Raw genomic sequence first — 19,442 nt, 5'->3', positions numbered from 1 at the left:
TGGAAGGATCGTTCATAAGCGCTCGGCGAGGGCGAACGAGCCGGGAGCTTCGCCGACGGCTTTATGATGGGCGGCCGCATGGGCGATGCCGTCCGGGCCCGGTGGACGAGGCCAGCCGCCCGGCCGCCGATTCGTCCCCGGCCGGCTCGGCACGCCGGCCCGGGCGATCCGAGCCGATTTCCGTCACAGGACACCGCCCGTATGAGCGCCGCCTGCACGCCCCCGCTCGATCTCCCCAATGCCGTGCGGGATGCCAAACCCACGGTCTGGCGCAACCCGCGCCTGGGCCGAGCCGCCGAGATCCTGCCGGGCCTGGCCTTCGGCCTCGCGGACGTCGCGGCGGCCGAGGCGCGCTGGCGCCGCTTCGATCCGCTCCTCGCCCGGCTGTTTCCCGAACTGGCGACCGGCCGGATCGATTCGGCTCTCCTGCCGCTCTCCGCCGACTTGGCCGCCCTGGTGTCGGGACGCCCGGGGGCCTCGGCTTGGGTGAAGGCCGATCACGACCTCCCGATCACCGGCTGCATCAAGGCGCGGGGCGGCGTCTACGAGGTGCTGGTCGAGGCCGAGCGGCTCGGCCTCGCGGCGGGCTGGCTGTCGGGCGCGCCCTCCTATGCCCGCCTCGCCGACCCGGATGTCCGGGCGGCCTTCGGCGCCCACACGATCGCGGTGGGAAGCACCGGCAACCTCGGGTTCAGCGTCGGGGTGATCGCCCGCGCCCTCGGCTTCCAGGTCGAGGTGCACATGTCCCACGACGCCAAGGCGTGAAAGAAGCGCCGCCTGCGCGACCTCGGCGCCCGGGTGGTGGAGCATGCGGGCGATTACGGCCGCGCCGTCGCCGTCGCGCGGGTCGCCTTCGAAGGCCGCGCCGACGCGCACTTCGTCGATGACGAGAGTTCGAAGGACCTGTTCCTCGGCTACGCGGCGGCGGCCTTCGACCTGCAACGCCAGCTCGAGGCGGCGGGCGTGAGCGTGGACGCGGCCCATCCCCTGTGCGTCTACCTCCCCCTGCGGCGTCGGCGGCGCCCCGGGCGGCGTCACCCTCGGCCTGAAGCTGCTCTACGGCGACGCCGTGCGCTGCGTCTTCGTCGAGCCCGTCGCCGCGCCCTGCATGCTCGTGCAACTCGCCGCAGGCTCGGCGCGGTCGGTGAGCGTCTACGAGATCGGCCTCGACAACCGGACCGCGGCGGACGGCCTGGCCGTGGCCGCCGCCTCGATGCTGGTGGCCGGCACCGTCGTCGCCCTCGTCGAGGCCGTGGTGACGGTGAGCGACGCCGACCTGTTCGCCTGGCTGCGCGATCTCTGGGACCGGGCGGGCTTGCGCCTCGAGCCGTCGGCGGCGGCGGCCTTCGCGGCGGTGGGACCGGCTTGCGGCGTCCTGCCGGACGTCGCCCACGCCACCCACGTCGTCTGGACCACCGGCGGGGCGCTGCTGCCGGAGGCCGAGTTCCAGGCCGCCCTCGCGCAAGCGGCCAGAAATCGAGCCGCGGAGGCTGAGTGCTCAATCCAATGAAGGCCTGTCGTTCAATAGGCTGCGGCGCCGGCACCATACGGCAGACGTCATAACGTACCAGGGCGGCCGTTCGTCCGTTTTCGTGAGAATATCGCCAACCGTGGTCCGACCGCCCCCACCGAGGCAGTGTGGGAACGCGGTGTGCTGTGTTGAATTGGGGCGGCGATGGCGCACGATGCGCCGCGTGCCCTCACGCCCGCAAGGCGGTGAGGAGCGGTCCGGTGCCGAGGATCGCCATCACCCGCTTCAGATTGTGGGCCAAGACCTTCAGGCTCATCTCGGTTGAGGCGTTCTTTAGCCTGTGCATCCGGAAGTGGGTCGCCCCCATCCAGCCTTTCAGCGTCCCGAACACCTGCTCGACCGTCTGCCGACGCGTACGCATCGCGTGACGATCCTCGTCGAGCCGGTGCTGCACGGCTTTCAGGACCGCCTCGTCCCCCCAGCACGTCACCCGTCACTCCTTGGCCGGCGTGCTCCTCGCGCTTCGGTGAAGAAGCCCGATACTGCACCTAGGCGCCGGCCCCGCCGTTCACCGCGCGACGGTGTTGAGGTCGCCGCGAGGCGTTCCGTTGGGCACCGCACGTCGGTCGGTCCGTCGGCCCTCCGCAGCCGACGATGAATCAGAGATCCGCGCGGGGCGCACAGCATCACCGTCGGTGGGTATTCCTATTCGTGATGCAATCTGAGGGTATTAAGGACTCGGGTCCCCGACGACTCGTTCCGCGTCCACTGGCCGGCAGCTTCATGGGTCCATTCGAGCGGCACTGGCTCGGCGGCGGCGACGGGCCGAGGAAGGTTCGGGCAGCGGTCATCATCGACACGTTGTTCAGCGCTATATCGTTGTCATAAAATGATCTTTTTGACGGCGAGAGCGCCGTCGGCAGCGTGTGATCGTCCGGGCCGCGGCAGCTCAGCGTCGGTGCATTCGACGTCGACACACCGCCAACGCCGACCTCGGCCGCGTTACAAATGCGGGGGCGTGTTGATATATTTCCTAGGTCGGTCATTGCCCGGCCGTATATGGCTAATAGTTCTTAATACGCATGAAAAAAAGCAGCTTCAAAAGCTGCCCTCGATGCAGCGAGACCATGTCCCCCTGCGTCGGGTTCGTCTGGGAGGCGGGCCGATCGATGTCGAGACCAATGAAAAACATCCTGTGCAACCAAGAGATGTTGCCCCTGGCCGAGACTGTCGACCAGGCGACGCGTCGCGTTGCGGGTGGTGCACGCCTTTCGTGGGACGCGCCGCCGCATCCGGCCCGATGCGATCGGCCATCCGTGCGACCGAGGATCATCCTCCTCTCACGCGACCTAGCCTGATCTCATTCGCGAAAAAATCGTCCGCGCCGATGCATCGCGCGTCGTTCGAAGGCTGAAGCGGTCAGCGCGGCGCGCGTTGCTGGCGCGCCTCGCTGCAAGCGTCGCCGCGATCGCGGCGGATGCCCGCACGGCACCTGCCTCAAGACAATCAACAACGACAATCAGACTGGGGAGAAAGCATCATGGCCGTCTATGGCAGCCTCAAGGGGCACACGTTCTTCGACACGAACGGCAACGGCACGCAGGAATACGGTGAGGGCAACCTGTTCAGCGGGTTCCCGGTCGGCCTGTACAGCGCGGACGGCAGGACCCTGATCGCGACGACCTTGACCGACGCCGACGGCAACTACGATTTCGGCCAGCGCCCCGACGGCACCTACGCGATCCGCTTCGGCAGCGGCGGCGGCTTCCGGGGCGACCAGGCCACGATGACCGCGGACGGCGCCAGCTGGATCACCAACGTCACTGTCGGCCGCGGCGCCACCACCACGGTCGACCAGGGCTTCCACGTCGGCGCCGGCGGCACGATCGGCGGCACGGTCGGGACCGACCGCGATGGCGACGGGCAGGTGACGGCAGGCGAGGGCCAGGGTGGCGTCATCGTCCGCGCCTTCGACGGCGTCGGGAACCTCGTCGGAAGCACGAGCACCGACGCCGACGGCCATTACGGCTTCTCGGGGCTCGCCGGCGCCTACACCGTGAAGGTGGTCAACCCGCCGGGTCAGACCGTTGTCGGAAGCGCCTACAAGGCGGTCGCGACCTCGGTCGCCTCGGGGTCCGACGGCAACAGCTTCGTCCTGGCGGCCGCGCCGACGCTCGCGCCGTCCGCCGGCAGCGGCAGCGTCGGCGGCCACACCTTCTTCGACACGGATGCCGACGGCAGCCAGCAAGCCGGCGAGTACAGCCTCGGCGCCGGCTTCCCGATCGACCTCTATAATGCGGCCGGAACGGTCCTCTACGGCAGCACCGCCACCGACGCGAACGGCAACTTCGTCTTCGCCAACCTCGCCGACGGAACCTACGCGCTGCGGTACCACACCAGTGGCGGCTTCCACGGCGACCAGGGCATCACCACCGCCGACGGCTTCAACTGGCAGGCCGTCTCCGTCGATCACGGCGCGCCGACCCTCGTGAGCCAGGGGTTCAACCTGGCCCCCGCGGGCAGCATCAACGGCATCGTCTACGCGGATTCCAACGGCAACGGGCGGATCGACACCAGCGACGGCGGACAGACCGGCGCCGTCGTCACGCTGTACGACGCGAGCGGGCACGCGATCCAGACCACGACGACGGGCCCGAACGGCGCCTGGGCCTTTCTCGGCCTGGGCGGCGGGCAATACACGGTCACGTTCGATCCCGGTCTCGGGAACGCCGTCGTCGACGCGCTCGCGAGCGTCTCGCGGACGGTCGTGAACGGCACCGCCGTCAACTACGAGCACACCCTCGTCACCGGAGCTGCGAAGGTCGCGGCCGGCCTATCGGGCACCGTGTTCGCCGACGCCAACGGCAACGGGCGCTTCGATGCCGGCGAGGCCGGCGTCGCCGGCGCGCACGTCGCGGTGATGGACGGCGGCGGCTACGTCGTCGCGACCCTGACCGCCGATCCGAACGGCCACTACACCCTGCCGGACCCCTATGCCGGGCAGAACTACCGCGTCGTCGTCAGCCCGCCCGCCGGCTTCGCCAGCGAGGACGCCCGCGGCGTCTCGGGCCTGGCGCTCGTCCCGGGCCAGGCCCTGGACCATGTCGACCTCGCCGTCGTCGCGGCCATCCCGCCGGCCACCGTGGTTCCGCCCACGGTCAGCAAGGTCATTAACGTCGTCGTGCGCGGCCAATCCAACACCTACTACCCCACGGTCGAGGGGCAGATCGAGGTGATGCGCCAGGAGATCCAGAAGCTGCTCGGCTTCGACGGCATCAACCAGCGCGTGAACGTCGTCGCGACGAGCAACGATCCGAACAAAGCCGACACCGAGATCGGCGGAACCTCGCTGACGGCCGACTGGCTCCATCCCAACGGAACCGACTGGTCCTCGACCTATCTCGAGCGCGGCTATCTCAGCGCGATCAACCAGCTGCCGGCCACCGACCGCGGCGCGCCGACCGCGATCGTGATGCTCCACAACGAGTGGGACAGCAACTTCACCACCGGGCTTACGGCCGACCGCTGGATGAGCGCCATGCGCTACGAGGCCGGCCTCGCCCGCGCCGTCCTCGGGCTGAGCGCCAACGACGCGCCCTACCTGTTCGTCTCGCCGATCCCCTTCGCCGCCGGCGCGCCGCAGCAGCCCCTGCAGAATCAGGCGATCGCGGTCGGGCAGGCCGAGCTCAGCGCCGACGCGGCGTTCAACGCGAAGGTGGTCACGCTGCAGAGCAGCGACGTGACCATGGATCACGACGGCGCCAACGGCGGGTTCCACCTCAATACGCAGGACCAGCAGGCGCTCTACGGCCGCGCCGCCCTCGGCCTGGCCCAGCAGTTCGCGGCATCGGCGATGCCGGGCTCGCCGATCAGCCTGGCCAACGGCAACATCGACAATCTCGGGCCGCAGGTCACCCAGGTCTCGGCGGTGGCCGGGCACGCCAACCAGCTCCTCGTCACCCTGGCCTTCGATCAGGCCGCGAGCCTGCAGGGGCTCGACGGCGTGGCCGCCTCGGGCACCGGTTGGTCCGTTCGCGCGGGCTACGACGACGCGACCGCGGAGGCCAACGGCACCGCCGCCCAGATCGTCGACGCCAACCACCTGCTGCTGACCTTCGACACCGCGGTGCCGGCCGGCGAGCGGCTGTTCTACAGCTGGGGCAGCCTGCGCCTGCAGCAGAACAACGGCCCGGGCAACGGCAACGCGATCTACGACAACAACGGGCTGCCGCTCTCCGTCGATCCGCACGGCCTGCCGATCGGCTACGTCGCCGCCGGGGGCCCGGCGATCACCGGCACGGTCGCCAACCAGACCACCGCGCAGGCCGCGATGAGCCCGTTCGCGACGACGACCCTCGCCGACTCCAACCTCGGCGCCACCGACACCCTGCGGATCACCATGACCGGGGCCGGCGGCACGCTGTCCGGCGCCGGGCTCGTCGCCACCAACGACGGCGCCTACATCCTGTCCGGCTCGGCCGCGACCATCACCGCGGCCCTGCACGCGCTCACCTTCGCGCCCACGGTCGGCCAGCCCGGCACGACGGCCTTCACCCTGCAGGCGATCTCGAACGCCTACCCGACCGCCGCCACCGACAGCACGACCTCGGTGGTGATCAAGGCGCCCGGCATCACGACGGCGCTGGCACAGGACACCGGCACGTCGGCGATCGACGGCATCACGGCGAACGCCACGGTCAGCGGCGTCACCAATGCGGGCGCGACGGTGACGTTGGTCGACGAAGCCGGCCGCACGGTCGGCCGCGCGACCGCCGATGCGAACGGGCAATACACCATCGCCCCGGCCGGGCTCGCCGACGGCGTCCACACGTTGACGGCGACGGAAACTTATCTCGGCGTCGCGGCGGGCTCCGCACGTGTCGGCCTCGTCCTGGACCGTGCCGCGCCGGGCACGCCCGGGCTCGCGCTCGCCCACGACACCGGCGCGTCGGCGAGCGACCGGATCACCTCGGACGCATCGCTCACCGTGAAGGCAACGGAGACAGGCGGAAAGCTGAGCTACGTCGTCGACGGCAGCGCGGTCGCGGCCTACGACCCGAGCGCGCTGAAGGACGGCGCCCATACGGTCTCGGTGACCCAGTCGGACGCCGCCGGAAACGTCTCCGCCGCCCGCACGGTCGGCTTCACCCTCGACCACACCGCGCCGGTTGCGCCGACGATCGCGCTCGCCCACGATACCGGCTTCTCCTCGACCGATCGGATCACCGCCGACGCGACCCTCAAGGTCACGCCGGCCGAGGCCGGCGGCAAGCTGAGCTACGTCGTCGACGGCAGCGCGGTCGCCGCCTACAACCCGAGCACGCTCAAGGACGGCGCCCACACCGTCTCCGTCGTGCAGACCGATGCCGCCGGCAACGCCTCCGTCGCCGGGTCCCTCGGCTTCGTGCTGGATCACGTCGCTCCGACCCTGAAAGCCGACACCGCCTCCGGCACCGGCTTCGCGGCGGCGCTCGCCGGCAACGTGCTGGCCAACGACACCGGCGCAGCTGGGCTCCACCTGGTGGCGGTGCAGTTCGGCAACGGGCCGTCCCACGCCGTTTCGGCCTCGGGCACGGTCCAGGCCTTCGACCCGAGCGGCACGCTCACCGTCTCGGCCGACGGCAGCTACAGCTACCAGCCGACGAAGGTCGGCCACGCGGTGTACACCGAGACGGTGGCGGATGCGGCCGGCAACACCGGCCAGACCACGCTGACGCTGAACGTCGCCAAGGCGGCGATCCCGTCGTCGCTGAGCTTCGGCTTCGCGCTGACCGAGGCGCACTTCGACTTCCGCGACGGTCACGCCCTGATGACGACGCCGAACGGCATCGTCACCGACCTGACCGGCGTCGCCACCATCGCCTTCACCGACGGGACCGTGCGGGAGAAGGACGGGTCGCCCCTGGTCGACGACCTGTACTACGACGCGAACAACCTTGACGTCTGGCGCGCCCACATCGATCCGGACACGCATTACGCGCAGTACGGATGGCACGAGGGCCGCGACCCGAACGCCTCCTTCTCGACCAACGCCTACCTGGCGGCCAATCCGAAGCTCGGTCCCGCCGGCGTGAACCCGCTGACGCACTACGACGTGCGCGGGTGGCTGGACGGTCGCAGCCCCGGCGCGGACTTCTCGGCCGAGGCCTACCTGGCCGCGAACCCGGACGTGGCCGCCGCGAAGATTGATCCGCTCAAGCACTACCTCGCGACCGGACAGGCGGAGGGCCGCGCCGCGTTCCCCGGGCTGACCATCGCCAACGGCACGGGCGACCATCTCTACGGCGACTTCGACGCGACCTACTATCTCGCCCACAACCTCGACGTGGCGGCCGCCGCACGGTCGCAGAGCGGGTCGGCGGATTCGTTCGCCTTCACGCACTACCTCACCACCGGCGCGCATCAGGGCCGCGACCCGAACGCCTACTTCTCGACCGACGGCTACCTCGCCGCCAACCCCGACGTCGCCGCCTCCGGGACCAATCCGCTGCTGCACTACGAGCAGACCGGCTGGTTCGCGGGACGCGACCCGAGCACGGCCTTCCACACCGACGCCTACCTCGCCGCGAACTCGGACGTGGCGGCTCTCGGCATGGATCCGCTCCACCACTACCTGCAGTTCGGCATGGCGGAAGGGCGCCATCTCGCCTGAAGCGCGCCGCGCCGGTGCGCCGCCTCGACGGGACGCACCGGCGCTCTCCGGCCGGCGAAGAAACCGGCTCGGCGCGAAAGCGTGCACCGGGGCCAGGGTGCTCTCCGTCAGCCGCAATGTGCGAATCGGGGCAGGCTTGCGCGGCGACCCCGACGGCGGGTCAGGCGAACAGCCCGACGAGCGCGTAGCACCCCGCCGCGATCAGCGCGGCGGCGGGCATCGTCAGCACCCAGGCGATGACGATGTTGCCGGCCACGCCCCAGCGCACCGCCGAGGTGCGGCGGGCGGCACCGACGCCGACGATGGCTCCGGTGATGGTGTGGGTGGTCGAGACCGGCACGCCGAGCCAGGTCGCGGCAAACAGCGTGATCGCCCCGCCGGTCTCGGCGCAGAACCCCTGCATCGGGTTCAGGCGGGTGATGCGCGAGCCCATGGTATGGACGATGCGCCAGCCGCCGAGCAGCGTCCCGAGCGCCATCGCGCCCTGGCAGGCGAGCACGACCCAGAGCGGGATGTAGAACTCGGATCCGAGCAGCCCCTGCGAGTAGAGCAGCACCGCGATGATGCCCATGGTCTTCTGGGCGTCGTTGCCGCCGTGCCCGAGGGAGTAGAGCGAGGCGGAGAGGAACTGCATCACCCGGAATGTGCGGTCGACTGCGAACGGCGTCGCGCGCACGAAGCTCCAGGAGACGGCGAGCACCAGCAGCAGCGCCAGCAGGAAGCCGAGCAGCGGCGACAGCACGATCGCGGCGATGGTCTTGCCGAGGCCGGCCCACACGATCACCGGCGGCCCGGCCTTGGCGAGGCCCGCGCCGACGAGCCCGCCGACGAGGGCGTGCGAGGAGCTCGACGGGATGCCGAGCACCCAGGTGGCGACGTTCCAGGCGATCGCGCCGATCAGCGCGGCGAAGATCACCGGCGCGTCGACGATGCTGGCGTCGACGATGCCGGTCCCGAGCGTCTGCGCCACGTGGAGGCCGAAGAACAGGAAAGCGATGAAGTTGAAGAACGCCGCCCAGATCACGGCGTAGCGCGGCCGCAGCACCCGCGTCGAGACGATGGTGGCGATCGAGTTGGCCGCATCGTGCAGGCCGTTGAGGAAGTCGAAGACCAGCGCGACGGCGATCAGTCCGACGAGCCAGGGCAGCGCGAGCGCGGTGATCGTCATCCTCAGACGTTCTCGATGACGATGCCGCTGATCTCGTTGGCGACGTCCTCGAACCGGTCGACCACGCTCTCGAGGCTGCCGTAGATCTCGCGTCCGATCAGGTAGCGCATCGGGTCGGTGTGGCCGTGGGCCTGGTACAGCGCCTTGAGGCCCTGGTCGTGCAGCTCGTCGGAGCGGCCCTCGACGCGGGTGATCTCCTCGGTGAGGGCGGAGAGCCGCGTGGCGTGGGTGCCGATCGCGCTCAGCAGCGGGACGGCCTCGGCGGTGAGGCGGGCCGCCTGCACCACCGTGTCGCCCATCTCGCGCATCAGCGGCTCGAAGGTGCGGATCTCGTAAAGCTCGATGGTCTTCACGGTCTTCTGCATCTGGTCGATGGCGTCGTCCATCGACTGGATCAGGTCCTTGATGTCGCCGCGGTCGAACGGGGTGATGAAGCTGCGGCGCACCGCGAGCAGCACCTCGCCGGTGATCGCGTCGGCCTCCGCCTCGCGCGCCACGATCGTGCGGCCGAACTCCGGCACGGCATCGCCGCCCTGGAGCAGGCCGTGAAGGGCGTCGGCTCCGGCGACCAACGTCTCGGCGTGGCGCGCGAACAGATCGAAGAACCGATCCTCGCGCGGCATCAGCGCCCGGAACCATCCCAGCATCGCGGCGATACCCCTCGGCGCCCGACCGTCGACGCGCCGCTTCCGGTCCCTCGTGGCACGCTTTGCGGCTCGGCGCGAGGGCGGGCGCGTGAAAGGCTCGACCGATCATGCCGAAGCGTATCGGACGGCGCTACACCACCTTCCTCGTCGCGGTGACCGCGGACGCGGCCACAAGCACGGTGCCGGCTTCGGTCTACGCGGTGATGGCGCGACGCCCGGACGAGGCGTTGGAGATCGTGCGCGCGCAGGCCGACGGGAGCGACGAGGTCGTCGTGGTCGGGTCGCTGTCGAGCCGCATGGCGAAGGCGATCCGGCTGTCGGCGGGCGAGATGCGCGCGATCTGAACGGCGAGCCCGCGCATCGCCGCGACGGCGCCCGGCCGGGATCGTCGGATCCCGGGGACGGCATCGGATCGGGCCCGCACGGTGGTCGCCGCGGCAGCCCGATCCGGTTCGGCCCATCCATGCGCCCTCGGCGCCGACGTCGGACGCGAGGGCGGTCGAGGTTCAGCGGATCACTCCGCCGCCTGCTGCAGCCGCAGGCGCTGGTTCTGGCCGATGGTCCGGGAGATCACCGAGCGGCGGGCGCTGTAGCTCGCCGAGACCAGGGGGTAGTCGATCGGGAGGCCCCACTTGCTGCGGTAGGCCTCCGGCGACAGGCCGCGGAGCGTCAGGTGCCGGCGCAACGCCTTGTAGGGCTTGCCGTCCTCGAAGCTGATGATCGAATCCTGGCGGATCGAGGCGCGGATCTGGGCGTCGGTCGGCCGGGCGAGCACCGGCTTCGGCGGCGTCTGCAGGCCGGTGATCGAGCCGTGGACCGTCCGGATGAGGTCCGGCAAGCCGGCGGCCGGCACCGAGTTTCGGGCGACGTAGGCGGCGAGGATCTTCGCGGCGAGATCGATGGGGTCTGAGGTGGTCTGCACGGTCGTGTCCTTCCGAATTCAATCTGGTGGGTGCGCCGGGGCGCGAAGTCGTCGAAACCAGGATGCTTCAGCGGTCGATCGCTCTAGAGGGACGCGGCGGGAGGAGCCGCTGCCGAACGATTATGCGCCTGCGCGCTCAAAACACAACTTATGCGCGATCCATTCAGTGAGTTAAATCTACTTAGAATTGATTAACGCGCTCAAGCGGGTTGCAAATGCACGCACGTAGCGCGCTCCGGTCGACCATTTCGCTCACGGAGACAATCCCTTAGGCGAACCCTAAATCGTCCGCCGATCGCGTGAATCGCTATGCACTTTCTAGTTGTATGCCTCACGCTTCCGCCCGGTGCGACGCCCTCGACGAGGCATCGGGCCTTTACCGGTCCGGCGACCTCGCCGAGAACGGGCGGCGGAGGATCGCATCATGGAAGTCCTGGTCGTCGGTGCGGGCGTCGTCGGCCTCGCGACAGCGCGCGCCCTGGCGCTGCGGGGGCACGAGGTCGTCGTCGCGGAGGCGGCGGAGGCGGTCGGCACCGGCGTGTCCGCGCGCAACTCCGAGGTGATCCACGGCGGGATGTACTATCCGGCGGGCTCCCTGCGGGCGAAGCACTGCGTTGACGGCGCGCGCCGGCTCTACGCGCTCTGCGAAAGCCACGGCATCGCCCACCGCGCCTGCGGCAAGCTCATCGTCGCCACGACGGAGGCCGAGGCGGAGACGATCGCCGCGATCCGGGATCGCGGCGTCGCCAACGGCGTCGAAGGACTCGATCTGCTCGACGCCGCCCAGGCCCGACGCCTGGAGCCGAACCTCGCCTGCACCGCAGCGCTTTTGTCGCCGCGGACGGGAATCGTCGACAGCCACGGCCTGATGCTGGCGCTGCAGGGCGACCTCGAGGATCGCGGCGGCGCGATCGCCCTGCACACCCCCGTCACCGGCCTAGCGCGCCGCGACGGACGTTGGGCGGCGGCGTTCGGCGGTGCGAGCCCCGGCGACTATCCGTGCGACGCGGTGGTCAACGCGGCGAGCCTCGACGCACAGGCCCTGGCCGCGCAGACCGAGGGCTACCCGGCCGAGCGGGTACCGCGCCGCGTGCTGGCGCGCGGCAACTACTTCGGCTTCACGGGAAAGCCCGCGTTCTCCCGGCTGATCTATCCGTCACCGGTCGAGGGCGGCCTCGGCACCCATCTCACCCTCGATCTCGCCGGGCGGATGCGCTTCGGCCCCGACGTCGAGTGGATCGAGGCGGTCGACTACCGGGTCGATCCGGCGCGCGGCGACGCCTTCTACGCGGCGATCCGGCGCTACTGGCCCGGCCTGCCCGACGGCGCGCTGGTCCCCGATTACGCCGGCATCCGCCCGAAGCTCACCGGCCCGGGCGAGCCGGCCGCCGACTTCGTGATCGACGGGCCGGCCGAGCACGGCCTGCCGGGCCTCGTTCACCTGTTCGGAATCGAGAGCCCGGGCCTGACCGCCAGCCTGTCCCTGGCCGAGGCGGTGGCCGACCGCCTCGGCGCGTGACAGCGCGCTCTCAGGACAGGATCCGCAGCGCCAGCGGCACGAAGATCGCGGTGAGGAAGGCGTTCAACCCCATGGCGATGCCGGCGAAGGTGCCGGCGACCTCGCTCACCTGGAACGCCCGCGCGGTGCCGACGCCGTGGGCGGCGAGCCCAACCGCGAAACCGCGGGCGCGCATGTCGCGGATGCCCAAGGCCTGCATCAGCGGCGTCACGAGGATCGCCCCGGTGATGCCGGTCAGCATCACCAGCACCGCCGTCAGCGTCGGGTCGCCGCCGAGCGCTTCCGAGATGCCCATCGCCACCCCCGACGTGACCGATTTCGGGCTGAGCGAGACGATGACGGGCTCCGGGATGCCGAGGAGGCGCGCCAGCACGATCGCGCTGCCGAGCGCCACCGTGCAGCCGGCGACGAGGGCGGCGAGCATGGGCAGGAGCGCCCGCATCACCGTGGCGCGGTGCTCGTACAGCGGCATCGCCAGCACCACCGTCGCCGGCCCGAGCAGGAAGTGGACGAACTGCGCGCCGTCGAAGTAGGTGGCGTAGGGCGTGCCGGTCAGGGTCAGCACCGTGCCGGTGATCGCGATGGCGATGAGCACCGGGTTCGCCACCGGGTGGCGCCCGCTCGCGGCCGAGATCCGGTCCGCCACGAGGTAGGCGGCCAGCGTCACCGTCAGCCACAGCAGCGGCGTGCGCGCGAGGTAGACCCAGACCGCGAACTCGCCGCTCACCGGTCGCCCCCGATCCGCGCCGTCAGCCGCGCGACCCAGAGGAACACCAGAACCGTGGCGACGAGCGCCGCCACGGTCGAGACCACGACCACGATCGCGAGGCGAAGCCCCTGCGCCTGCACCACGTCGAGGCGCCCGACGATTCCGGCGCCGGCCGGAACGAACATCAGCGACAGGTTCGCGAGCAGCCCGCGGGCCGTGTTCTCCAACGTCCCGTCGGTCAGCGGCTTCGGCAGGACCCGCGCCAGGTGCAGCGCGCGCCGGTCGCGCAGCACCAGGAAGCCCAGCATCAGGGCCATGCCGAGGACCGGGCCGGGGAGGGGCAGCCCGGCGCTGCGGGCAAGCACCTCGCCGAGGAGCTGCGCCAGCAGGATCAGGGTCAGGCTCGCGATCATCGATCGCCGCCGCTCAGGCCGGATCGGCGGCGATGCCGGGGATGCCCTCGCCGCGCGCCCGCGCGATCCCGGCCTCGTCGAAGCCGAGGAGCTTGCCGAGCCGCCAGACCAGCGCCTCCTCGAACTCGTCGACGTGGCCGTCGGCGGCGGCGACGGACCACGCCATCGCCAGGATGCGCCCGCGCTCGCCGGCATCGGCCTCGTGCGGCAGCATCTCGACGAGGCTCGCCACGTCGCGGGTCTCGGAATCGAAGGCGGCGGCCCGGGCGATCAGGGCGTCGGCGGCCTCGGCGCTCTCGGCGTAGCGCCCGCGCACCAGACGCGCGAGGCGGTCCGATTCCGCCGGCGCGAGGATGCCGTCGGCCCGGGCCACGTGGACGAGGAGCGCGGTGGCGGCCAGGTGGGTGTCGTCGCCCGGCGTCTCGTGCGCGGCGACCCCAAGGGCCTCGGCGGCATAGGCCCGCAGGCGTGCGATCAGCGACATGGCGATGTTCCCGCGACCGGCGCGCCCGGTGCGGTGGGACCCTTCCCGCCGCATCCGCCCCCGTCAAGGACGCGAAGCCCAGCCCCGACGCTTCCCCGCGCCGCCGTGTCCCGCCTGCATCGCCGCCGGCCTCGCGAACGGTGCCGCCTTGCCAACGGCAGACCGGACGGCTATGCACCGTTGCCTCGGCGATCGCACCCTGCGACCGCGGACGGATGCCGCTTTAGCTCAGCTGGTAGAGCACCTCATTCGTAATGAGGGGGTCGGGGGTTCGAATCCCTCAAGCGGCACCAACACTTAGCCCTCTGCTTGCTTACCGGAAATGATGACCGGTAAGCACATAGTAAGCAGACTGGGCAACTGCCTTCCTAGCGACATGCCTTCAATCACCTGTGGCCCCTATAACCCACGGGCTTTAGGATCAGGTGCAACCATCCAGGTCAGCGCCATGCGAACCATCATCCTCACGCTTGCGATCGCGATCGCACCCGTCCCGGCGTTCGCCATATGCGCATGTGTCTGCGTTCAGGGCACCGCTGTAGGTCGTTGCTCGTCAACGGTCGAAAACGTGCCAATCTGCCAGAAGCTTTGCATGCCATCCGTGTCTGCAGGTTCGGTTTCTGAGCCTTCTATCACGCTGCCAGGAGCGCCCGTGCGCCGGGTGGATCCCATCCAGGTCAATGAGCAGAACGAGCAGCTCAGATCGCAAGGCATCACTCCTAAAGATGCTCAGACCTTAGCTCGGTGAGCCGCGGCTCGGACCGCAGTGCCGATGCTAGGCCGACTTTAGGATTCGACCATGGCAGACCCCACCACCGGCGACCTCATCAAAGCCAAGACGATCGCCTCCGACGAGGTGAACGACGCGGTCGACGTGTTCATGCGCGACCCGACGGTGAGCCTGTTCCGGTTCGCGAGCGGCCACACGGTCGATCCGTCCGCCGCGGTGAAGGACCACGAGCCGTCGCGGAAGGCGGTCGCCGAGCCCGGCGCGTCCGAGTCCTTTCGGCGCGGCATGGTGCGGACCGCGATCCTGCTGGCTCGGCCGGTGGCGGCGTGAGGCGCGACCTCATCCTGCCTCCGCTCCGGCGTACGTCCGCTGACGCCGAGGCTTTCGCGTGCGCGGTTCATGCCGATCAAATCGACAAGGCAGGAGACCCCTACGTCGACCATCTTTGGCGCGTCGCGGCGCGCACCACTGCGAAGGCCTCAGGTCTGCCAGGCTATTTGAACGACATGATGGTCAGCGAGATGCTTCAGATCGCATGGCTTCACGATGTGATTGAGGACACGCCATATCGGCAGCAGGATCTCTTTCGCGAGGGTTTCTCCACGGAGGTTGTGTTCGGGGTCTTGGCGCTGACGAAGCACACCGGTGTGCGGTACGACGAGGCGATCCGCGATCTTTGCCAGGACGCGCCACTTGCCGTGCTGCTCGTGAAGCTCTCCGACAATGAGGACAACGCGGATCTCGATCGGCTGGCTCAGCTCGACGCAGGGACGCAGGCACGGTTGCTTGCGAAGTACGAGCCATCCATGGCGATGCTGAACGAGGCCGTACGGGCGAAGGGTTGGCGTGGTTGAGCGACGACCCGTTCCACGAAGCCGTCGAAGCCCTTCGCGCGATCGGCATGTACGTCGAGCCGACCGGGGACGACCTAAGCTTGTGGCTGGTAAATGGTGAGGAGATGAGCGACGCGGGGCTGTTGAAGCTCGCTGCGCTTCTAGGCCTGGTCTCGGGCTCGGCGACGATCCAGTGAAGGGCGTTCCGAGGCACCTCCGCAATCCGCGCCGCTGGTACAACGCCGACGGCATCGAGCAGCCGCCGGCCACGATCGCGAACAGCAAGGCGAATGGCGCGCGTGGGCTGCTGGTGTTCTGCGAGTGCGGGCACAGCGGAGCCATGTCTTTCGCCGGCCTGCCGGACGACTTCCCCGTACCGGATGTCGCGCTGCGGCTGGTGTGCTCGGCCTGTAAGCGGAAGGACCGGATCAGCACCCGGCCCGACTTCACGGGCGTGCACACCGGGGCGGGGCCGAAGCTGCGGTCGGTAGAGTAGGCACGAGAAGCCCCGCGTGGCAGACCCGAGCCAGGTGGTTCAGTGCCGGAACGACCACGCCTGGCGTAAAAGCTATGCAACCCGTGGTGCTGCTAAGAAACAATCGAGATAACGAACCCGTGATAAGTCGGCCCCGAATGCACGCATGTCGGAAAGCAAAGTGACCACAGGCGACACGTATGAGGTTAATCCGAACCTCGTCTGGCAGACCCTTCAGCCTCGCGAGATGCGCTGGCGCAGCTTAAACCAGCGCCCGGCCATCGCCTGGTTCACCGGGCTGTCGGGGGCGGGCAAGTCGAGCATCGCCAACGCCGTCGACCGCTCGCTCACCAAGGCGGGGCGGCACGCCATGGTGCTCGACGGCGACAACCTGCGCCACGGCCTTAACCGGGACCTCGGGTTCACCGCGGCCGATCGCGCCGAGAACATCCGGCGGGCGGCCGAGACCGCGCGCCTGATGGCGGAGGCGGGACTGGTGGTGATCGTGTCGCTGATCTCGCCGTTCCGCGCCGAGCGCGCGACGGCGCGGCAGATCGCGGGCGACATCCCGTTCCTGGAGGTCTTCATCGACACCTCACTGGCGGTGTGCGAGGCGCGCGACCCGAAGGGCCTGTACGACAGGGCGCGGGCCGGCGCGATCCCGAACTTCACGGGGATCTCGGCGCCCTACGAGGTGCCTACAGCGCCTGATCTGGTGATTTGCACACAAGGCTTTTCCGTTGTAGATTCGGCGGCAAAGCTGCTGTCGGATCTGCTGGTACTTACCACTGCACGTTGAGCCGAAAATTCGATAAATTGCATTTACCGCCACGCGAATGTGATCGTAGGCTCGTCCGCTACTGGCCTATTAAGGCTTGCCGCTCAATTAACTACGGGCGTACCTATCCTCGGTCACAGCCCAAGTGGTAGCTCGCCGATGGCTCAGCCACGACTCTTCCGTCAACGCTTCCAGGTCGGTCAACGGCTTTTGTTAATGGATTTGAACACCTCTGGGCTTGTCGTCGCTGCGTGGCCAGTTCACGAGGGATCAGAAGTCGAAGTTCTCCTCGACCACCTTATCGAATCAGGGCCCTGCACAGTAAGGCGGTTTTTCCCTGCTCAGGTGGTAAATCAGATCAGCGCTGATTGATATTTCGTGGCGGCCAGAAGAGCGTAATCATCACATTAAGCCATCGACGAAATTCACAGCTCGCCCCGGGTGGCAGCAGAGCCTGTCCACCGCCTTGCGCCACCTAGCCAGGGCCCCTATCCCCGCCGGCCCACATCCGGCGAGACCCATGGCATCACCCGCACCGATTCGACCCGTGCCTTCCGACGTCCAGGCCTGGCGCGATGCGCTCGAGGCTATGAAGCCGACGGTGCCGCCCTGTCCCGGCTTCTCGGCGCAGCGCTGGCAAGAGATGCGCGAGGCCGCGATCGACTTCCTCGACCGGTTTGCCGAGGACGTCATCGCTCATGGCTGGACAGCCACCGACCTCTTCGGCGTGCACCCGACCGTCGGCGTCGTCCGCGTCGACTACTGCGGCGGGCTGATGATCAACGCCCGCCGCGTCGAGGCGATCGGCGACATCTGGATCCGGTACGGGAATCAGACCTTTCGGCGGGATCGGCCGGGGCGACCGGTTGGCGTGCCGGTTTGGGAGGCGGCGCGGTAGGGGGCGGACAGGAAAAAGCCCGCTCCGGTGGTGACGGGCGGGCTGGGGTATTTCGTTGCGTTTAAGGGCTCCTACCGTCCTGGCATGCGCCGTATCTGGTCGATGTTCTCGTTCGACAGGTCGGTATATAGGCCCCGCTTAGGAGACTCGGGCTGGGCTTTTTGTGAGACCGCTTGCTGCTGTGTTCCCGGGTTGACTTCAGTCTTGAGACCGGCAAGCCCTTTTCGATTGGCGAAGTCGTTCCGGACCGTATCCTGATAAGGGGGCGTGTTCCCACATCCCTCGCAAATTGAGGTCGTCCAGGACTGCCAAAGACCATTTGTTTTCTCGTCGACGGAGGCCGCGCGCTCACGATGGGCCGACGCGAGCTGCACGGGATCAAGGTCGCCCACCTGCTTTGGGGTCGGTGCGGTTCGAAGCTCGTTCAACTGCACGTCGTTTTTGGTCTTATCGGCTACCGTGCTGTCGGCAGACTGAGCAAGTGCAACACCGCCAAAACAAACAAATGTTAAAGCACTAATCATCTGGCGCATGGGAGCCTCCTTTTGGCGGCAACTCTGCTTAACGGGACATGTTCAAAAAATATCAAGGAATACCTAACCCGTCTTTCGATCAATCAAACACAACAATCAAATGATATTTCTGTTAGATCGAAACGCCTTGGATCGATAGGCTTAATCAGACCCCGAAGACACGAAAAAGCCCCGCACGGCTGGTGCCGGTGGGGCTAAAGTTGATCTCGGGTAGGAATGAGCGTGAAACAGAATTGCCCCACGCCGTGACCCTGAGCGATCGATGTGCCAACGCGACGACGCCCGTCGCCGGCTCTTTGATTCAGATTGCCGGCTCGGTCCCTGTCGCCTTCTGCAACTCGACGCGGCCCTTCGAGAAGCCATCCAGCCAGGCGAACCGGAGCCCGAACACCGAGGGCTCGTATGGACAGTCGCACGCGGAGCTCTTCTCGATTTTGCCAGCCTCCCAACCGAGCCGCATTGCTTCGGCGTCGTCGTTCTTCGTGCTGCCGTCCATCAGCTTCTCCCGTAATCTGGAATGCTACCCCTGCTGCCTTCCGAACCAGTTCCTCAAGACAAATACGTTCATCCTAACCGCAGGTTTCCCCGCTAACCGCTGGCGCGCGGAGGCTCGCTAAGCGAGTGTGCCAGCCGAGATCGCAGGGGAAGCCGCGATGCGGATGGAGAAGCTCAACCTAACCGACGAACCGGACCCCGAGATCCGCGAGATCGTCGAGGGCTTTCACCGCTGGTATGATTGCGCCTCACTGGCGGAGCAGATCGCCTGGCATCGGACACGAGCTGTCCGGACCTGCCGGAACAACCGCAAGATCCTGAGGCTGTGGGGCGATCCAGTGCTTCAGGGCTATGCCGGCTCGGCGCTGCGGCGCGCGCAGATCCGGCTCCTGCGAATTCGGATATGGCGGGCGACCGGGGTGTATCCGGGCGAGGGGTAGTGCAGGTACGAAAAAGCCCGGCGCAGCGGGTGCTGGCCGGGCCGAGGTTGTGGATACCGAAGCTAGAGGAGAGCGAAAGCCCGGCGGCCCTAGATCTCTGGCATACCAAACGACGAAGCTCGGGAGCAAGCCGTGGGAGAGGTTACGTCCACGGGGGAAGCCGGCGCTCATCCTCAGTCCGCGCTATACTTAGACATGATCAGATCGTTTCATCCTCTCCCAACCGGCGAAAGGAGCGAAACCGCGGGTCCTCGTAGTCGCCCATAATCCGGCGG

General features: G+C 68.5%; 20 protein-coding genes, 1 tRNA gene and 1 pseudogene. 13 read left to right on the top strand and 9 right to left on the bottom strand.

All coding sequences use genetic code 11. The features are described 5' to 3' along the window. The first annotated feature begins 201 nt into the window (after positions 1-201). Both FV227_RS29665 and FV227_RS29660 read left to right on the top strand, forming a co-directional pair. Positions 202-765, top strand: coding sequence for a pyridoxal-phosphate dependent enzyme (locus tag FV227_RS29665; protein WP_246686391.1), 564 nt, complete (start codon positions 202-204; stop codon positions 763-765). 217 nt (positions 766-982) lie between these two features. After that, complete coding sequence (locus FV227_RS29660) at positions 983-1,510, top strand: pyridoxal-phosphate dependent enzyme (protein ID WP_348643780.1); 528 nt, start codon at positions 983-985, stop codon at positions 1,508-1,510. A gap of 190 nt (positions 1,511-1,700) precedes the next feature. On the opposite strand, the pseudogene FV227_RS04490 reads toward FV227_RS29660, so the two are convergent. Continuing rightward, positions 1,701-1,982 (bottom strand): annotated as a pseudogene (locus tag FV227_RS04490) (transposase); the annotation flags it as partial. Between the two features lie 1,029 nt (positions 1,983-3,011). On the opposite strand from FV227_RS04490, the gene FV227_RS04485 reads away from it, so the two are divergent. Beyond that, on the top strand, positions 3,012-8,123 hold the full coding sequence (locus FV227_RS04485) for an SdrD B-like domain-containing protein (protein WP_187274678.1): 5,112 nt from the start codon (positions 3,012-3,014) through the stop codon (positions 8,121-8,123). Positions 8,124-8,283: 160 nt separating this feature from the next. On the opposite strand, the gene FV227_RS04480 is transcribed toward FV227_RS04485, so the two are convergent. After that, positions 8,284-9,291, bottom strand: a complete 1,008-nt coding sequence (locus FV227_RS04480) for an inorganic phosphate transporter (RefSeq protein ID WP_147725666.1) — start codon at positions 9,289-9,291, stop codon at positions 8,284-8,286. 2 nt (positions 9,292-9,293) lie between these two features. After that, positions 9,294-9,938, bottom strand: coding sequence for a DUF47 domain-containing protein (locus FV227_RS04475; protein ID WP_147725667.1), 645 nt, complete (start codon positions 9,936-9,938; stop codon positions 9,294-9,296). A 107-nt stretch (positions 9,939-10,045) separates the two neighbouring features. Between FV227_RS04475 and FV227_RS04470 the strand changes: the two genes are divergently transcribed. Continuing rightward, positions 10,046-10,282, top strand: coding sequence for a hypothetical protein (locus FV227_RS04470; RefSeq protein WP_147725668.1), 237 nt, complete (start codon positions 10,046-10,048; stop codon positions 10,280-10,282). A gap of 170 nt (positions 10,283-10,452) precedes the next feature. Here the strand turns inward: FV227_RS04470 and FV227_RS04465 are convergent, their stop codons facing one another. Next, on the bottom strand, positions 10,453-10,860 hold the full coding sequence (locus FV227_RS04465) for a MucR family transcriptional regulator (protein WP_147725669.1): 408 nt from the start codon (positions 10,858-10,860) through the stop codon (positions 10,453-10,455). A 424-nt stretch (positions 10,861-11,284) separates the two neighbouring features. Between FV227_RS04465 and FV227_RS04460 the strand changes: the two genes are divergently transcribed. Then, a complete protein-coding gene (locus FV227_RS04460) occupies positions 11,285-12,379 on the top strand; it encodes an NAD(P)/FAD-dependent oxidoreductase (RefSeq protein ID WP_147725670.1) in 1,095 nt (364 codons plus the stop codon). Positions 12,380-12,389: 10 nt separating this feature from the next. Here FV227_RS04460 and FV227_RS04455 read toward each other — a convergent pair whose 3' ends face one another. Genes FV227_RS04455 through FV227_RS04445 form a run of 3 tightly spaced genes read right to left on the bottom strand, consistent with a single transcriptional unit; the run spans position 12,390 to position 13,985 of the window. Continuing rightward, entirely contained in the window at positions 12,390-13,106 is a 717-nt protein-coding gene (locus FV227_RS04455) for an LrgB family protein (protein WP_147725671.1), read from the bottom strand. Next, complete coding sequence (locus FV227_RS04450; RefSeq protein WP_147725672.1) at positions 13,103-13,501, bottom strand: CidA/LrgA family protein; 399 nt, start codon at positions 13,499-13,501, stop codon at positions 13,103-13,105. Before FV227_RS04450 ends, FV227_RS04455 begins: the two co-directional genes overlap by 4 nt. A gap of 13 nt (positions 13,502-13,514) precedes the next feature. Continuing rightward, positions 13,515-13,985 carry a TerB family tellurite resistance protein gene (locus FV227_RS04445; protein WP_147725673.1) on the bottom strand — a complete coding sequence of 157 codons (471 nt, stop codon included), beginning with the start codon at positions 13,983-13,985 and terminating at the stop codon, positions 13,515-13,517. Positions 13,986-14,202: 217 nt separating this feature from the next. Here FV227_RS04445 and FV227_RS04440 point away from each other — a divergent pair. The 7 genes from FV227_RS04440 (at position 14,203) to FV227_RS04410 (ending at position 17,699) form a co-directional block, all read left to right on the top strand. Beyond that, positions 14,203-14,278: transfer RNA gene (locus FV227_RS04440), tRNA-Thr, on the top strand. A 506-nt stretch (positions 14,279-14,784) separates the two neighbouring features. Then, complete coding sequence (locus FV227_RS04435) at positions 14,785-15,045, top strand: hypothetical protein (RefSeq protein ID WP_147858399.1); 261 nt, start codon at positions 14,785-14,787, stop codon at positions 15,043-15,045. Continuing rightward, positions 15,042-15,569 (top strand): metal-dependent phosphohydrolase, encoded by a 528-nt coding sequence (locus FV227_RS04430; protein WP_147858398.1) that lies wholly within the window; start codon positions 15,042-15,044, stop codon positions 15,567-15,569. Before FV227_RS04435 ends, FV227_RS04430 begins: the two co-directional genes overlap by 4 nt. Continuing rightward, positions 15,566-15,745, top strand: a complete 180-nt coding sequence (locus tag FV227_RS04425) for a hypothetical protein (protein WP_147858397.1) — start codon at positions 15,566-15,568, stop codon at positions 15,743-15,745. The genes FV227_RS04430 and FV227_RS04425 overlap by 4 nt, the downstream gene beginning before the upstream one ends. After that, positions 15,742-16,044: a hypothetical protein gene (locus FV227_RS04420; RefSeq protein WP_147858396.1), complete on the top strand. Its 303-nt coding sequence runs from the start codon at positions 15,742-15,744 to the stop codon at positions 16,042-16,044. Before FV227_RS04425 ends, FV227_RS04420 begins: the two co-directional genes overlap by 4 nt. A gap of 160 nt (positions 16,045-16,204) precedes the next feature. Next, positions 16,205-16,822: an adenylyl-sulfate kinase gene (gene cysC, locus FV227_RS04415; RefSeq protein ID WP_281407512.1), complete on the top strand. Its 618-nt coding sequence runs from the start codon at positions 16,205-16,207 to the stop codon at positions 16,820-16,822. Between the two features lie 568 nt (positions 16,823-17,390). Then, entirely contained in the window at positions 17,391-17,699 is a 309-nt protein-coding gene (locus FV227_RS04410; protein WP_147858394.1) for a hypothetical protein, read from the top strand. A gap of 71 nt (positions 17,700-17,770) precedes the next feature. Here the strand turns inward: FV227_RS04410 and FV227_RS04405 are convergent, their stop codons facing one another. Further along, positions 17,771-18,232, bottom strand: coding sequence for a hypothetical protein (locus tag FV227_RS04405; protein ID WP_147858393.1), 462 nt, complete (start codon positions 18,230-18,232; stop codon positions 17,771-17,773). A gap of 301 nt (positions 18,233-18,533) precedes the next feature. Further along, the gene (locus FV227_RS04400) at positions 18,534-18,728 is read right to left on the bottom strand and encodes a hypothetical protein (RefSeq protein ID WP_147858392.1); all 195 of its coding nucleotides are present in this window, start codon (positions 18,726-18,728) and stop codon (positions 18,534-18,536) included. A gap of 163 nt (positions 18,729-18,891) precedes the next feature. Between FV227_RS04400 and FV227_RS04395 the strand changes: the two genes are divergently transcribed. Then, positions 18,892-19,167 carry a hypothetical protein gene (locus FV227_RS04395; protein WP_147862872.1) on the top strand — a complete coding sequence of 92 codons (276 nt, stop codon included), beginning with the start codon at positions 18,892-18,894 and terminating at the stop codon, positions 19,165-19,167. The last annotated feature ends 275 nt before the right edge of the window (positions 19,168-19,442 follow it).

It is taken from the genome of Methylobacterium sp. WL119 (assembly GCF_008039875.1).
Taxonomy (GTDB): domain Bacteria; phylum Pseudomonadota; class Alphaproteobacteria; order Rhizobiales; family Beijerinckiaceae; genus Methylobacterium.
This window is presented reverse-complemented; position numbering and strand designations above follow the sequence as displayed.

Excerpts from the sequence above, each read along its gene's own strand:
- FV227_RS04475 (WP_147725667.1), bottom strand. The coding sequence starts at position 9,938 with ATGCTGGGATGGTTCCGGGCGCTGATGCCGCGCGAGGATCGGTTCTTC.
- FV227_RS04405 (WP_147858393.1), bottom strand. The coding sequence starts at position 18,232 with ATGCGCCAGATGATTAGTGCTTTAACATTTGTTTGTTTTGGCGGTGTT.
- FV227_RS04460 (WP_147725670.1), top strand. The coding sequence starts at position 11,285 with ATGGAAGTCCTGGTCGTCGGTGCGGGCGTCGTCGGCCTCGCGACAGCG.
- FV227_RS04435 (WP_147858399.1), top strand. The coding sequence starts at position 14,785 with ATGGCAGACCCCACCACCGGCGACCTCATCAAAGCCAAGACGATCGCC.
- FV227_RS04445 (WP_147725673.1), bottom strand. The coding sequence starts at position 13,985 with ATGTCGCTGATCGCACGCCTGCGGGCCTATGCCGCCGAGGCCCTTGGG.
- FV227_RS04450 (WP_147725672.1), bottom strand. The coding sequence starts at position 13,501 with ATGATCGCGAGCCTGACCCTGATCCTGCTGGCGCAGCTCCTCGGCGAG.
- FV227_RS04485 (WP_187274678.1), top strand. The coding sequence starts at position 3,012 with ATGGCCGTCTATGGCAGCCTCAAGGGGCACACGTTCTTCGACACGAAC.
- FV227_RS29665 (WP_246686391.1), top strand. The coding sequence starts at position 202 with ATGAGCGCCGCCTGCACGCCCCCGCTCGATCTCCCCAATGCCGTGCGG.
- FV227_RS04470 (WP_147725668.1), top strand. The coding sequence starts at position 10,046 with ATGCCGAAGCGTATCGGACGGCGCTACACCACCTTCCTCGTCGCGGTG.
- FV227_RS04395 (WP_147862872.1), top strand. The coding sequence starts at position 18,892 with ATGGAGAAGCTCAACCTAACCGACGAACCGGACCCCGAGATCCGCGAG.
- FV227_RS04480 (WP_147725666.1), bottom strand. The coding sequence starts at position 9,291 with ATGACGATCACCGCGCTCGCGCTGCCCTGGCTCGTCGGACTGATCGCC.
- FV227_RS04400 (WP_147858392.1), bottom strand. The coding sequence starts at position 18,728 with ATGGACGGCAGCACGAAGAACGACGACGCCGAAGCAATGCGGCTCGGT.
- FV227_RS04410 (WP_147858394.1), top strand. The coding sequence starts at position 17,391 with ATGAAGCCGACGGTGCCGCCCTGTCCCGGCTTCTCGGCGCAGCGCTGG.